The organism is Ulvibacter sp. MAR_2010_11 (assembly GCF_002813135.1).
In the GTDB taxonomy this organism is placed as follows: Bacteria; Bacteroidota; Bacteroidia; order Flavobacteriales; family Flavobacteriaceae; genus Altibacter.
In genome coordinates, this window is record NZ_PHTY01000001.1 from 1,759,698 (window position 1) to 1,773,899 (window position 14,202).

The window sequence follows — 14,202 nt, forward strand, 5'->3', positions numbered from 1 at the left end:
TATGGCAAAGCAAACCGCAATAGAACAAGATGGAACCATTATAGAAGCATTGTCTAATGCAATGTTTCGTGTGGAACTTGAAAATGGTCATATTGTGACTGCACACATTTCGGGAAAGATGCGTATGCACTATATAAAATTGTTACCCGGAGACAAAGTAAAATTGGAAATGAGCCCGTACGATTTATCGAAGGCTCGAATAACTTATAGATACTAAGAGATGAAAATTAGAGCATCCGTTAAGAAAAGAAGTGCCGACTGCAAGATTGTTCGCAGAAAGGGTACATTATATGTAATTAATAAAAAGAACCCTAGGTTCAAACAAAGACAAGGATAAATTATGGCAAGAATCGCAGGTGTAGATATCCCAAAGCAAAAAAGGGGTGTAATCGCGTTAACGTATATCTTCGGAATTGGTAAAAGCCGAGCGCAAGATATATTGAACAAAGCCGGAGTTAGTGAAGACAAAAAAGTAAGCGAGTGGAACGATGATGAAATCGGGGCCATTCGTGAGGCTGTTGGGTCTTTCAAAATCGAAGGTGAATTACGTAGTGAAATCCAATTAAGCATTAAACGTTTAATGGATATTGGTTGTTACAGAGGTATTCGTCACAGAGCCGGTCTTCCGTTAAGAGGACAACGCACTAAGAATAACTCGAGAACTAGAAAAGGAAAACGTAAAACAGTTGCTAACAAGAAGAAAGCAACTAAATAATACCTAGAGATATGGCAAAGACTAGCTCAAAAAGTACAAAGAAACGCAAGGTTAATGTTGAGTCTGTTGGTGAAGCACACGTAACAGCTTCCTTTAACAACATCATCATTTCGTTAACCAACAAGAACGGAGACGTTATCTCTTGGTCATCTGCCGGTAAAATGGGCTTCAGAGGATCTAAGAAAAACACTCCTTATGCTGCTCAGTTGGCTGCAGAAGATGCATCAGGTGTGGCACATGCTGCAGGTTTGCGTAAAGTAAAGGTGTATGTGAAAGGCCCGGGTAATGGTAGAGAATCTGCTATCCGTTCTATTCACAACGCAGGAATTGAAGTTACTGAAATCATCGATGTAACTCCAATGCCGCACAACGGATGTAGACCTCCAAAAAGAAGAAGAGTATAACGAAGTACGATTTACGAAGTACGATTTTAGATTTTTCAATCTTGAGTCTTGCTTTGATAATCAAAATTTAAAATAAATATCAATCTGAAGGATGAATGTGAACTAGAGGATTAACGTAAGACCTTAATTTAGTTTACCCTTCAAAATCAATTTAAAATGGCAAGATATACTGGTCCAAAAACTAAAATAGCTCGTAAGTTTGGCGAAGCTATCTTCGGAGAAGACAAATCCTTCGAAAAGAGAAATTACCCTCCGGGACAACACGGTAACAACCGTCGTCGTGGGAAGAAATCTGAGTACGCAATCCAATTGGCTGAAAAGCAAAAGGCAAAGTATACCTACGGTATCTTAGAGCGTCAGTTTAGAAACATGTTTAAAAAAGCAACTGCTGCTCCGGGGATTACCGGTGCTGTATTGTTACAATTATGTGAGTCCAGATTGGACAATGTGGTGTATCGTATGGGAATTGCTCCCAGTCGTCAGGCCGCTAGACAATTAGTCTCTCACAGACATATCACCGTAAATGGTGAAAAAGTAAACATCCCTTCTTATCAATTAAAAGCAGGTGATGTTATTGCAGTTAGAGAGAAGTCAAAATCTCTTGAAGCTATTCAAAATTCGTTAGGGAACGCAAGTAGTGTTTACGAATGGATAACCTGGAACGGTGAGAAAATGGAAGGAACTTATGTTTCTATACCGGCACGTCTTCAGATTCCTGAAAACATCAACGAGCAGTTCATCGTCGAATTATATTCAAAATAATCAAAACACACGAGTCACACTATGGCAGTATTTAGTTTTCAGAAGCCTGATAAAGTTATCATGATTAATTCCACAGATTTTGAAGGGAAATTCGAATTTCGTCCTTTGGAGCCTGGTTATGGATTAACGGTTGGTAACGCATTAAGACGAGTATTACTTTCTTCATTAGAAGGATTCGCAATAACTTCGGTACGTATCGAAGGTGTTGACCACGAGTTTTCAACCATCGCAGGTGTTGTTGAAGACGTTACAGAAATTATTCTTAATTTGAAACAAGTGCGTTTCAAAAGACAGATCGATGAAATTGACAACGAAACGGTAACGATTTCGGTAAATGGAGCAGACCAGGTAACAGCTGGAGATTTTCAGAAGTTCATTTCAGGATTTCAAGTATTGAATCCGGATTTGGTAATCTGTAATATGGAATCTAAAGTAAACCTTAACTTCGAGATTTCTATCGAAAAAGGAAGAGGTTACGTTCCTGCTGAAGAGAATAAAAAGGCAAATGCACCATTGGGTACTATCTTTACAGATTCTATCTATACGCCAATTAAAAATGTTAAGTACAGCATTGAAAATTTTCGTGTAGAGCAAAAAACCGATTACGAAAAATTGGTTTTCGAAATTGTAACAGACGGTTCTATTCATCCTAAGGATGCTTTAACTGAAGCTGCAAAAACCTTGATTCACCACTTTATGTTGTTTAGTGATGAGCGTATCACATTGGAAGCCGATGAGATTGCTCAAACCGAAACTTACGATGAGGAATCATTGCATATGCGTCAGTTGCTTAAAACCAAGTTGGTAGATATGGATCTTTCGGTTCGTGCACTAAACTGTTTAAAAGCTGCCGAAGTAGATACCTTGGGAGATTTAGTATCCTACAATAAGAACGATCTGATGAAATTCAGAAACTTCGGAAAAAAATCACTTACCGAACTAGAAGAATTGGTAAATGTGAAGGGACTGAACTTTGGAATGGATCTTTCAAAATATAAATTAGATAAAGACTAAACGATTTACGATTTACGATGTACGATTTTAAAATTATAATATTGTACATCAGCAATCCTAACTCTAAAAATAATTTTAACCCATCATAGTTTGCTCTCCAAAGAATGGATCTAGATGCAAGATGATGAAAACTAAATGTCATGAGACACGGAAAAAAGACAAATCACTTAGGAAGAAAAACTGCGCATAGAAAGTCGATGTTGGCCAATATGGCATGTTCCCTAATTGAACATAAAAGAATCAATACTACTGTCGCTAAAGCGAAAGCGTTAAAGCAATTTGTGGAGCCAATGATCACAAAGTCTAAGGAAGATACTACGCACAATCGTCGTATCGTAATGGCGAGACTGCGTCAAAAAGAAGCAGTAACCGAATTATTCAGAGACGTTGCTGTAAAGGTTGGTGATCGTCCGGGAGGATATACCCGAATTATTAAATTGGGGAATCGATTGGGAGATAACGCCGATATGGCGATGATCGAATTGGTTGACTATAACGAATTGTACAACGCAGGTAAGGCTACTAAAACGAAAACTACACGTCGTAGTCGTCGTGGAGGAGCAGCAAAATCGGCAGCAGCAGCTCCGGCAGCGAAAGCAAAAGCAACTGAAGCTAAGAAAGAAGAAGAATAGATGAAACATCATTTATAAAGATAAAGGGATAAGCATTCAATGTTTATCCCTTTTTTTATGAGTGAATTGTTTAAAAGTTCTAAAACCTTAATTGTACACTTCCATCATTTAAAGTATTTTTGCAAAACATTTCAGCAGTATGAAGTATCAGAATAGAAAAAAAGCACTCATTTTACTCGCAGACGGAACCATTTTCTACGGAAAAGCAGTAGGAGGCAAGGAAGGCTCTGCCTTTGGAGAAGTTTGTTTTAACACCGGAATGACCGGGTATCAGGAAATTTTTACCGATCCGTCTTATTTCGGACAATTAATGGTCACTACCAATGCGCACATCGGTAACTATGGTGCCAATGCCGAAGAAATCGAATCGGAAGGAATTAAGATCTCCGGTTTAATTTGTAGAAATTTCAGCTATCATTATTCGAGACCGGCAGCAGACGAAGCGCTGGAATCTTTTATGAATCGCAACAAATTATTGGCAATTAGTGATGTAGATACACGTGCCCTGGTAAACTATATTCGTGATAACGGAGCTATGAATGCCGTTATAACTACCGAAGTGGATAATATCGAAGGTCTAAAAAAGCAATTAGCAGAAGTCCCCAATATGGAAGGTCTGGAATTGGCAAGCAAGGTCTCAACCAAAGAGCCGTATTTCTTCGGTAAGGAAAACGCCACCTACAAAATTTCAGCCTTAGACATCGGAATTAAAAAGAACATTCTACGCAACCTCGCAAACAGAGATTGTTATGTAAAAGTATTTCCCTACAATGCTAGTTTCGAAGAGATGGAAGCCTTTCAACCCGATGGCTACTTTTTGTCCAACGGACCGGGCGACCCACAACCTTTGAACGATGCAATTGAAGCCACAAAGAAAATTATTGCTTCCGGAACTCCTTTGTTTGGAATATGCTTAGGGCATCAGATAATTGCCTTGGCCAATGGGATTTCAACCTATAAAATGCATCACGGGCATAGAGGAATTAATCATCCTATCATGAATTTGCTAACCGGAAAAGGTGAAATTACCTCTCAAAACCACGGATTTGCTATTAGTAGAGAGGAAGCCGAAGCACATCCCGATATCGAAATTACACATGTGCATTTAAATGATCATACAGCAGCAGGGATTAGAATAAAAGACAAACCTGTCTTTTCGGTACAATACCATCCGGAAGCAAGTCCGGGACCACATGATGCATCGTATCTTTTCGATGACTTCTTAGCAAACATTAAAAAACACAAACTACAAACTGCATGAGCATTATCATAGACATTCACGCCCGACAAATTTTTGATTCCAGAGGAAATCCAACTATCGAGGTCGATGTTATTACCGAAAACGGGTTTTTGGGCCGCGCAGCGGTACCTTCAGGTGCTTCGACAGGAGAACATGAGGCCGTTGAAATGCGGGACGGAGGGGATGCCTATATGGGAAAAGGAGTTTTGAAGGCCGTTGAAAAAGTAAATGGTAAAATAGCGGGAACACTCCTGGGAGTTTCAGTATTTGAACAGGAGTTAATCGATCAGATTATGATCGATTTGGACGGGACTGCGAATAAATCGAAATTAGGTGCTAACGCCATTTTAGGTGTTTCTTTGGCTGCAGCAAAGGCAGCGGCCAACGAGTTAGGGATGCCGTTATATCGCTATGTGGGTGGAGTGAGTGCAAAAACACTGCCGGTTCCCATGATGAATATCATCAATGGTGGTTCTCACAGTGATGCGCCTATTGCTTTTCAGGAATTCATGGTAATGCCTGTAAAGGCGAAAAATTTTACGCATGCTATGCAAATGGGGAGTGAGATTTTTCACAATCTTAAAAAGGTATTACACGACCGTGGTTTAAGCACTGCTGTGGGCGATGAAGGTGGTTTTGCACCAACCCTCAAAGGTACCGAAGATGCTTTGGATACCATTAAAACGGCGACAGAGAAAGCCGGTTATAAGCTGGGCGATGATGTTATGATCGCTCTGGATTGTGCGGCAGCCGAATTTTATAAGGAAGGAAAATACGATTATAAAGTGTTTGAAGGGGATTCGGGAAAAGTACGTACTTCGAAAGAACAGGCGGACTATTTGGCCGAATTGTGCAGTAAATATCCTATTATTTCTATTGAAGATGGGATGGATGAAAACGATTGGGAAGGTTGGAAATATTTAACCGAAAAAGTTGGAGATAAGGTGCAACTTGTAGGAGACGATTTGTTTGTGACGAATGTAAAACGACTTTCAAGAGGTATTTCTGAAAAAATAGCAAATTCAATTTTAATCAAGGTAAACCAGATAGGTACCTTGACCGAAACAATTGCAGCAGTAAACATGGCACACAATGCAGGCTATACTTCTGTAATGTCACATCGCAGTGGTGAAACAGAAGACAATACCATAGCAGATCTTGCAGTCGCATTAAATTGTGGGCAAATAAAAACAGGTTCGGCCTCTCGTAGTGACCGAATGGCAAAATACAATCAGTTGCTTCGAATTGAAGAACAACTAGGCGAGGTTGCCTATTATCCGCAACGAAAGGCATTTAAAATTTAACAAAAAACTATTCTGAATAAGAGCTTCAGATTACAGAGTTTGTAGTTTGGAGCTGAAATAATGCCGATTTAAGGATTTTTTAACCTAACAAGCGTTAGCAATCGATAATAAATCGTCTAAGATTTTGTAAATTAGCAGTTCCGTCCCGATAGCTGTCGGGTACTTTTAAAAACAAAAAACCAAATTATATATATGTCAAAAACAGCGATCCTCGAAATCGATGGTAAAAAATATGAATTTCCTGTAGTTGAAGGTACCGAGAATGAAGTAGCCATTGATATTAAGAACCTTCGAAGTGATACAGGTGGAGTTACCACAATCGATCCGGGTTATAAAAATACCGGCTCCTGCGAAAGTGCTATCACGTTTTTGAATGGGGAAGAGGGCATTTTACGATACAGAGGATATGCGATAGAAGAATTGGCCGAAAAGGCAGATTTCCTTGAGGTAGCTTACTTACTTATTTTTGGGGAATTACCCACCAAAGAACAACTCACAAAATTTCATACAGATATAAAAGCACAGTCTCATGTAGATGAGGATGTGAAGAAAATACTTGACGGCTTTCCAAAATCGGCGCATCCAATGGGTGTACTGTCTTCATTGACTTCGGCTTTGGTGGCGTTTAATCCTTCTTCGGTGAATGTAGATAGCGAAGAGGAAATGTACAATGCCATTGTAAAAATTATGGCAAAGTTTCCGGTCCTAACTGCCTGGGCATACAGAAAAAGAGTGGGACTTCCTTTAGATTATGGAGATGATTCCTTAGGTTATGTGGAAAATTTCCTTAAAATGATGTTTAAGAAGCCTAGCAGTGACTACAATCCCAAAAAGGTAGTTGTAGATGCATTGGACAAGTTATTAATTTTGCATGCAGATCACGAACAAAACTGTTCTACATCAACTGTGCGAATGGTTGGATCTTCACATGCCGGACTTTTTGTTTCTATCTCTGCGGGAATTGCTGCTCTTTGGGGACCACTCCATGGAGGTGCCAACCAAGCTGTAATTGAAATGCTCGAAGCTATTAAAGAAGATGGTGGTGATTCTAAAAAGTTTATGGCTAAAGCCAAAGACAAGAACGATCCGTTTCGTTTGATGGGCTTTGGACACAGAGTGTATAAAAATTTTGATCCTCGTGCCAAGATTATTAAAAAATCGGCAGATAGCGTACTGGAGGATTTAGGGATTGAAGATGAGGTATTGAGTATTGCCAAAGGTCTCGAAAAGGAAGCTTTGGAAGACAGTTATTTTGTAGACCGAAAATTATACCCTAACGTAGATTTTTATTCAGGAATTATATACCGTTCACTGGGTATACCCGTCGAAATGTTTACTCCTATGTTTGCATTGGGAAGATTACCCGGATGGATCGCGCAATGGAGAGAAATGCGTCTACGCAAGGAACCCATTGGCCGACCAAGGCAAATTTATATTGGTGAAACACTACGTGATTTTAAGCCGGTAAATAAAAGATAAAGTCTTATTTTTAACAATATTAAAAGCATCCTGACAATATTGGGATGCTTTTTTATATTTGCTATATGATTCAGTTGAATATAAAAGATGAAATTTCCAGGTTGCGAGCAGTCGTTCTAGGTAGAGCCGACAGCAATGGCCCTGTCCCAAAATTAGAGGATGCTTACGACCCTAAGTCGGCCGAACATATTAAAGCAGGAACCTACCCGAAAGATGAGGATATGGTCGTGGAGATGGAAGCTGTTGCGGCTGTTTTCAGGAAGTACGATGTGAAAGTATTTCGTCCAAAAACTATAAAAGATTACAATCAGATTTTTTCCCGAGATATCGCTTTTGTCATAGAAGATAAATTTATTATCGCCAATATTCTGGAAGATCGGTCCCTGGAAATTGAAGCCATAGAGCATGTAATTTCACAAATGGATCCGTCAAAAATTATTGAGTTTCCGGAGGATGCACATATTGAAGGTGGCGATGTAATGCCTTGGGGAGATTATATTTTTGTTGGAACATATTACGGTGAAGATTATCCGGATTTTATCACGGCACGTACCAACGTGAAGGCTGTAATACACCTTCAGAAGCTATTTCCGCATAAAAAAGTGAAATCGTTCAACTTGCGTAAATCAAATACTGTAGCCCGTGATAATGCCCTGCATTTGGATTGTTGTTTTCAACCTTTAGGATTGGGAAAGGCAATTATTCATAAAGAGGGATTTTTGGTGGAAGAAGAATACGAATGGTTGCTGAATTTCTTCGGAAAAGAGAACTGTTTTCATATTACCAAAGATGAAATGTATGAGATGAACAGCAATATCTTCTCTATTGCTCCGGATGTAGTGATTTCAGAAAAGAATTTTACCAGATTAAATACCTGGCTTCGTTCGCAAGGATTCACCGTAGAAGAAGTGCCCTATGCCGAAATTTCCAAACAGGAAGGATTATTACGCTGTACCACCATGCCTTTGATTAGGGATTGATCGATGTAGTTGGCTTCTATTATTGAATTACGGGATAGAAAGGGCTATAAATGGTTATTCCATCACAAACTTCAATCCACCCGATAGTAGCCAGAATTTTAAACCCGAATCTCTTTTGTACTGATCGAATTTTACATCAACACTTTTTAGTCCCAGTCGCCATAATTTAAACTTCGTAAATATATCGGTGTAGGTTATTCCAAAGCCGTACTGATTTGCAGAAAATTCAGATAAATCGTAATCTGACGTATAAAATTCGTCTGTTGAAAGCGCTTCGTTATTCTTAAAAAAGTAATCTGCTGCAGTTTGATTGTAATAACGATACGAGGGATACAACGTAAATTTATCCCCAAGTTTTATAGGGACTTCGATACTGGCCGTGTGAGAATTGATTCCCCAATCGTCAAAATAGTAACGATACGAAGTACGCACCACAAAAATTTCGTTGATATAGTAATTTAATCGCCCGCCCAGTGCAGTTTTAAAACGCATATCGGGCAATCTTTCCACATCATCGGCTATCTGGAAGTTATTCCCCACAAAGAAATCGGGTTTATCGCTAAAATAAATACGTTGAAACGGGGTTGACAACAAACCTTCTTGTTGCACCAATTCTATCGACATGGAGCCTTGCAATTTTTTTGAAAGAATTTGAGAAATGTTTAGACCCACAGCATAGGAATTTCTATTTTTTGTGGGTAATGGCTCTAAGCCTGAATCTTCAATAGGTCGCAGTTCTATAGGATAAATAAGACTCCAACTATCCAGATACACATTTGCGTTGATACTTATTTCGGTATTCTTTTCATTAAATAATTTAGAATAGCTTCCGCCAAATCCTACCGATGTGTAATCAAATTCGTAGGCAAATGAGGCTTTCGCAGACCAGATATTATTTCGGTCATCACTACTATGACTGTAATTTGCAGAAGCATTAAAATAAATGTCGGTACCTGAAGCTCCCGATGATGCCACAAACGGATCGGGTTCTCCCGGTCCGTCAAAGGGATCCACATTACTGGAAGAAGCCGATGTATATGCCGAAATACCCGCGTCGATAGTCAACACATCATCGTCGTTTAAAGGAATGGCCACAACAATAGTAGGTGTAAAATCGGTCAATGCTTCAGAGCCAATTCCGCCTGAAACAGCAGCATTGTCTCCCTCCTGAGAATAATAACTCGTTAAAAAATCGATCTCGGGACGTTCGAGAACACGTTTTTTATAGGTTTGCGTCGAGTCTTGTGCAAATACTGTAGCCGCGAATAGTACGATTAAAACTGATATAAATTCTCTCATATTTTTTGGTTAGTTACAGCCGCAACCCCCTCCGGTTTTGCCTCCATTGGCTCCCGAGGCTGCTTCGCGGTATGCATGGGCATAGTTTTCAAATCGCTTACTACTTTCATCGCTTAATGCCATGTCCGGGTCGTTAATTGTTACTTTTTCATATTCCTTTATAACCACACAGGAGGTAAAAAATGATGAAACTAGGCAGAGCAAGAGCATTTTTTTCATGGTTGTCATTTCTGTTCGGACGTAGATTTAGTTTCTAATACAATGTTTTTTGATGTAAATATTTTCCCGGTTGCATCTATTAAGATACATTCAATTTTTGGAATCTGATTGACAAAATCCAATCCGGTGTCGATGCCCATCACAAATATTGCCGTTGCCAGGGCATCGGCCAGCTCGGCTTTCGGCGCAAAAACGGTGGCGCTAATAATGCCTGTAGCAGGATAACCGGTACGGGGATCTATAATATGTGTATAGCGAACTCCATTGAATGTAACATATTTTTCATAATTCCCTGATGTTACCACCGCCCCCTCGGAAACGGGTAATAAGCCATAGGCTTTACTTTTATCCATGGGGTTAGTAATTGCAACCTGCCAATCTTTTCCGTTGAATTGCTTTCCCCAGGTGGTCATATCTCCGGCGGCGTTAATGATACCTCCCGAAACTCCATTTTCCTCTAATAAATTTTTGGCCTTATCGGCAGCATATCCTTTGCCAATGGCACCAAAACCGATTTTCATCCCCGAAAGCTTTAAAAAAACGGTAAAGTTTTCGGGATCCAGCTCAATGTTTTTATAACCCACCTTGACAATGGAAGCTGCGATTTCGTTTTCCGAAGGCATTTGAGTCATCGACCCGTCGAACCTCCATATTTTGTCCATGGAGGCAAAACTGATGTCAAAAGCACCTTCAGTAAGCCTTGATAGCTCCAGACAGCGACCTATAAGAGTATACAATTCCTCGTCTACTTTCACAGCCCGGACACCTGCATTTCTATTAATTTCTGAAGTTTCTGAATTGGCGTCCCAGGAGGAGATGAGTTTTTCAATTCGGGTTATTTCGGCTATGGCCATGTCTATATAGGTATTGGCTTCGACCGAGTCTTGCGCCACCACCGTAATTTCAAATCGGCTGCCCATAAGCGTAAGCACCCGAAAATAGTTTTCGGGTCCTCCTTTTGCCAAAGAGCTTACCGAAAATGAAATAAAAAGAAGACTAACTATTAATTGCTTCAAAATGGCTTATTTGGTAAAGGATACTAAATTCTTGATATAATCTTTGGGAGATGTTTTTATATAACCGGTTTCGCCTAATTTTTTACCGTTTTTATCAAGGACTACCACAAATGGGAATATGCCTTGCGGATTGTATTTTTGGGCCAGGGAATTATTTTTTTGCTGAAGTGCTTCAGGGAGAACGTTTTTCTTTTTCTTCGGAAAATCAGCCTGCAGCATCACAAAATGATTTTTGGCATACTCTTTAAATTCGGGCGTACTCCAAATTTCCCGATCTAATTTTATACAAGGGGCGCACCAGTCACTTCCCTGAAACACTAGAACAATAGGATAATTATTTTCCGAAGCTTGTTGCTTCGCAACTGTGATGTCTGTTACCCATTCCTGGGCATATGTTGGGAGTGTGCCGGCGATGAGAATAGTAAAAATGATAAGTAGTTTTTTCATAATCACGGTCTTATGGATAACTTTATAACAATATACTCGCCAGAAACCCTACCTTAAAAATACGGTTTTATTTATCTATAGCCTTTTTTGGAAAACAGAATTTTGATTATAGCACAGAACATTCTTAAAGTGCAGTGATCTATTATCAAGATATTGTGAAGTTACCGGCAATTTAATGAGTAAGTCAAAAAGAAAAACACTTAAATTTGTAGTCTAAAATCCAACCCTTTGTTGCAGCAAATAACAAATACCATTTTAATGATTCGTCCGGTTGCTTTTCGTATGAATGAAGAGACCGCGGTGAACAACTATTTTCAGGAAAATATCGACCTTAAAAATAGTGAGATTAATACCAAAGCGCAAGCAGAGTTTGATGCGTTTGTGGCTAAATTAAGGGCTGTTGGGGTACAAGTGATAGTGGAACATGACGATTTGAAAATGGATACGCCCGATTCTATTTTTCCCAATAACTGGGTGAGTTTTCACGAAAGCGGCATTGTAGGATTGTACCCAATGTTTGCTGAAAACCGAAGGAGAGAGCGACGCGAAGAAGTGATGGATCGCTTGGAAAGCGAAGGATTTGTGATACAAGGCTATATGGACTATACCAGTGCCGAAGAGGAAAGTATATTCCTGGAAGGAACCGGCAGCTTGTTGTTGGATCGCGTCCATAAGAAAGCCTATTGCGCATTATCACCGCGCGCAGATGAAGAACTGTTGATTGAATTCTGTGAAGATTTCGATTATTTCCCTGTTATTTTTACCGCTAATCAGAATGTAGATGGCGTGAGAATGCCCATTTACCATACCAATGTGATGATGGCTCTTGCCGAAAATTTCGCGGTAATTTGTCTGGATACCATTGATGATAAATCTGAAAAGCAGAACGTAGTGCACCATTTGCAGGAAGACGGTAAGGAAATTATTACCATTACCGAAGCTCAAATGCATCATTTTGCCGGAAATATGCTTCAGGTAAAAGGTGGAGGGGCTTCAAAATACATGGTAATGAGCACTGCCGCTTATAACAGCCTCACTTCCCAACAAATAGATGCCATTCAAAAACATTGTGAAATTTTGCACAGCGATTTGGAAACAATCGAAACCTGTGGGGGAGGTAGTGCCCGTTGTATGATGGCAGAAGTTTTTCTTCCGAAGGAATAAATTTGAGTATCTTTAATTGTGTAAATAACCGCTCTATGAAAATTTTAAAAACTATTTTACTCGTTGTAGGAATTGTACTTATCGCTCTGGGATTGTACAATGCATTTGTGCCACAGGAAGTTGTAGACATTGGACCTATTGAGGTAAGTGCTAAGGACGGCTTGAATAATCAAACCTTGGGAATGATTGGTTTAGGGGTGTTGGCATTACTTGCAGCTGTCTTTGTTAAAAATAGGAAGGCCTAAAAGACTAAACTCATTATGTTGTCTGAAAATGTAATCGTTCGAGAAGTTCGTAATGATGAGATTAGCACCTTACTTAGTTTATCCAGAAGTACTTATATTACGGCCTTTGCACATTTAAATAAAGCTTCCGACATGGAGCTGTATTTGGAGCAGGCTTTTACTTTACGCAAAACGAAGGAAGAGTACAAAAATCCAGAATCCTTCTTTTTCTTTGCCGAATACAAAGGTAAATTAGTAGGTTATCTCAAATTAAATCTGGGTAAGGCCCAAACAGAAACTCCATTTAAAAATGCGCTGGAGATTCAACGAATTTACGTTGTTGAAGGATTTCAGGGATTGAAAATTGGAGAACATCTTCTTCACTTTACAACACAATTTGCGATTTCTAAAAAAGTAGATGTTATTTGGCTGGGGGTGTGGGAAAAGAACGAACGCGCCATCGCTTTTTATGAACGACACGGTTATCATATCTTTTCAAATCACGAGTTTTGGTTGGGCACAGATCTTCAGTTTGATTATTTGATGCAGTTTAAATTACCCGAGGCTTAAATTTCCAAGTACCGAAACTACTGCAGTAGTAATGTATTCTATTCCAATCGCAATTACTATAAATCCAACAATGCGGGAGATTGCATTGATGCCTGAAGCACCTAAAAACCGACTAATAAGGTGAGCGCTTTTCAGAATTAAAAAAGTAGTGAGTGCTACCGTAAAAACAGCCAGAACTACCAGAAGAATGTCTTTGGTATTTTCGTATTGCTGCTGAAAGGTTATAAGCAATGAAATGGAACCCGGACCCGCAAGCATAGGGATGGAGAGTGGTGTAAGTGAAAACTTTTCACGATTGTCCAGATCCTTTCGTACTCTTTTGTTTTTCATTCCTTTATGTTTTGAAAATGTACCCGTTAACAAAGCGAATCCCGACGTCACAATAATCATACCTCCTGCAATTCGCAATGCATTCAAACTAATCCCGAAGAATTGCAATAAATAGGTGCCAGCGAAAAAAGAAATCAGCAGTATCACTAACACATTTACACTGGTTAGAAGCGAGGTTTTACTGCGCTCTGTGGAAGTTTCATCATTGGTTAAGCCCACAAAAACAGGCACGGTTCCCAGCGGATTAATTACCGAAAACAAGGCCGCAAATACATATAAAAAAATGTCCATAGTTTTTGCGTCAAAGAACGATTGAAACGACTATTTTCAGTTTATGAAAGCATTAAATTTCGGTTATCCTATCTGTTCGTGATTCGTGTATAATGAAATAGACATCCCTAAA

Annotated in this window: 19 protein-coding genes; 14 read left to right on the forward strand and 5 right to left on the reverse strand. The window is 39.4% G+C overall.

Annotated elements, in window-relative coordinates; genetic code table 11:
- Nucleotide 1 precedes the first annotated feature (1 nt).
- The 11 genes from infA to ATE92_RS08190 all read left to right on the forward strand — a co-directional run bounded on the left by infA (nt 2) and on the right by ATE92_RS08190 (nt 8,530).
- Complete coding sequence (gene infA / locus ATE92_RS08140) at nt 2-217, forward strand: translation initiation factor IF-1 (protein WP_100803230.1); 216 nt, start codon at nt 2-4, stop codon at nt 215-217.
- A gap of 3 nt (nt 218-220) precedes the next feature.
- Entirely contained in the window at nt 221-337 is a 117-nt protein-coding gene (gene ykgO / locus ATE92_RS08145; protein ID WP_100803231.1) for a type B 50S ribosomal protein L36, read from the forward strand.
- 3 nt (nt 338-340) lie between these two features.
- On the forward strand, nt 341-715 hold the full coding sequence (rpsM, locus tag ATE92_RS08150) for a 30S ribosomal protein S13 (RefSeq protein ID WP_100803232.1): 375 nt from the start codon (nt 341-343) through the stop codon (nt 713-715).
- 11 nt (nt 716-726) lie between these two features.
- A complete protein-coding gene (gene rpsK, locus ATE92_RS08155; RefSeq protein WP_100803233.1) occupies nt 727-1,119 on the forward strand; it encodes a 30S ribosomal protein S11 in 393 nt (130 codons plus the stop codon).
- 156 nt (nt 1,120-1,275) lie between these two features.
- Nucleotides 1,276-1,881: a 30S ribosomal protein S4 gene (rpsD, locus tag ATE92_RS08160; protein ID WP_100803234.1), complete on the forward strand. Its 606-nt coding sequence runs from the start codon at nt 1,276-1,278 to the stop codon at nt 1,879-1,881.
- 21 nt (nt 1,882-1,902) lie between these two features.
- Complete coding sequence (locus tag ATE92_RS08165) at nt 1,903-2,895, forward strand: DNA-directed RNA polymerase subunit alpha (RefSeq protein ID WP_100803235.1); 993 nt, start codon at nt 1,903-1,905, stop codon at nt 2,893-2,895.
- Between the two features lie 140 nt (nt 2,896-3,035).
- On the forward strand, nt 3,036-3,527 hold the full coding sequence (rplQ, locus tag ATE92_RS08170; protein WP_100803236.1) for a 50S ribosomal protein L17: 492 nt from the start codon (nt 3,036-3,038) through the stop codon (nt 3,525-3,527).
- Nucleotides 3,528-3,666: 139 nt separating this feature from the next.
- Nucleotides 3,667-4,788 carry a glutamine-hydrolyzing carbamoyl-phosphate synthase small subunit gene (carA, locus tag ATE92_RS08175; RefSeq protein ID WP_100803237.1) on the forward strand — a complete coding sequence of 374 codons (1,122 nt, stop codon included), beginning with the start codon at nt 3,667-3,669 and terminating at the stop codon, nt 4,786-4,788.
- Complete coding sequence (gene eno, locus ATE92_RS08180; RefSeq protein WP_100803238.1) at nt 4,785-6,071, forward strand: phosphopyruvate hydratase; 1,287 nt, start codon at nt 4,785-4,787, stop codon at nt 6,069-6,071. Before carA ends, eno begins: the two co-directional genes overlap by 4 nt.
- A 192-nt stretch (nt 6,072-6,263) precedes the next feature.
- Nucleotides 6,264-7,550 carry a citrate synthase gene (locus ATE92_RS08185; RefSeq protein WP_100803239.1) on the forward strand — a complete coding sequence of 429 codons (1,287 nt, stop codon included), beginning with the start codon at nt 6,264-6,266 and terminating at the stop codon, nt 7,548-7,550.
- A 65-nt stretch (nt 7,551-7,615) separates the two neighbouring features.
- A complete protein-coding gene (locus ATE92_RS08190; RefSeq protein WP_100803240.1) occupies nt 7,616-8,530 on the forward strand; it encodes a dimethylarginine dimethylaminohydrolase family protein in 915 nt (304 codons plus the stop codon).
- 54 nt (nt 8,531-8,584) lie between these two features.
- Here the strand turns inward: ATE92_RS08190 and ATE92_RS08195 are convergent, their stop codons facing one another.
- The 4 genes from ATE92_RS08195 to ATE92_RS08210 are packed head-to-tail and all read right to left on the reverse strand — an operon-like array spanning nt 8,585 to nt 11,511.
- Complete coding sequence (locus ATE92_RS08195; protein ID WP_100803241.1) at nt 8,585-9,829, reverse strand: DUF3570 domain-containing protein; 1,245 nt, start codon at nt 9,827-9,829, stop codon at nt 8,585-8,587.
- A gap of 9 nt (nt 9,830-9,838) precedes the next feature.
- Nucleotides 9,839-10,048: a DUF4266 domain-containing protein gene (locus tag ATE92_RS08200; protein ID WP_100804395.1), complete on the reverse strand. Its 210-nt coding sequence runs from the start codon at nt 10,046-10,048 to the stop codon at nt 9,839-9,841.
- A 5-nt stretch (nt 10,049-10,053) separates the two neighbouring features.
- Complete coding sequence (locus ATE92_RS08205) at nt 10,054-11,067, reverse strand: FAD:protein FMN transferase (protein WP_369819733.1); 1,014 nt, start codon at nt 11,065-11,067, stop codon at nt 10,054-10,056.
- 3 nt (nt 11,068-11,070) lie between these two features.
- Entirely contained in the window at nt 11,071-11,511 is a 441-nt protein-coding gene (locus ATE92_RS08210; RefSeq protein WP_100803242.1) for a thioredoxin family protein, read from the reverse strand.
- Nucleotides 11,512-11,769: 258 nt separating this feature from the next.
- Here ATE92_RS08210 and ctlX point away from each other — a divergent pair, with 258 nt between their 5' ends.
- The 3 genes from ctlX to ATE92_RS08225 are packed head-to-tail and all read left to right on the forward strand — an operon-like array spanning nt 11,770 to nt 13,469.
- Nucleotides 11,770-12,675 carry a citrulline utilization hydrolase CtlX gene (ctlX, locus tag ATE92_RS08215; protein ID WP_100803243.1) on the forward strand — a complete coding sequence of 302 codons (906 nt, stop codon included), beginning with the start codon at nt 11,770-11,772 and terminating at the stop codon, nt 12,673-12,675.
- Between the two features lie 35 nt (nt 12,676-12,710).
- A complete protein-coding gene (locus ATE92_RS08220) occupies nt 12,711-12,920 on the forward strand; it encodes a hypothetical protein (RefSeq protein WP_100803244.1) in 210 nt (69 codons plus the stop codon).
- A gap of 15 nt (nt 12,921-12,935) precedes the next feature.
- Nucleotides 12,936-13,469, forward strand: a complete 534-nt coding sequence (locus ATE92_RS08225; protein ID WP_100803245.1) for a GNAT family N-acetyltransferase — start codon at nt 12,936-12,938, stop codon at nt 13,467-13,469.
- On the opposite strand, the gene ATE92_RS08230 is transcribed toward ATE92_RS08225, so the two are convergent.
- The gene (locus ATE92_RS08230) at nt 13,455-14,090 is read right to left on the reverse strand and encodes a MarC family protein (RefSeq protein WP_100803246.1); all 636 of its coding nucleotides are present in this window, start codon (nt 14,088-14,090) and stop codon (nt 13,455-13,457) included. The genes ATE92_RS08225 and ATE92_RS08230 overlap by 15 nt on opposite strands.
- Nucleotides 14,091-14,202: the final 112 nt, after the last annotated feature.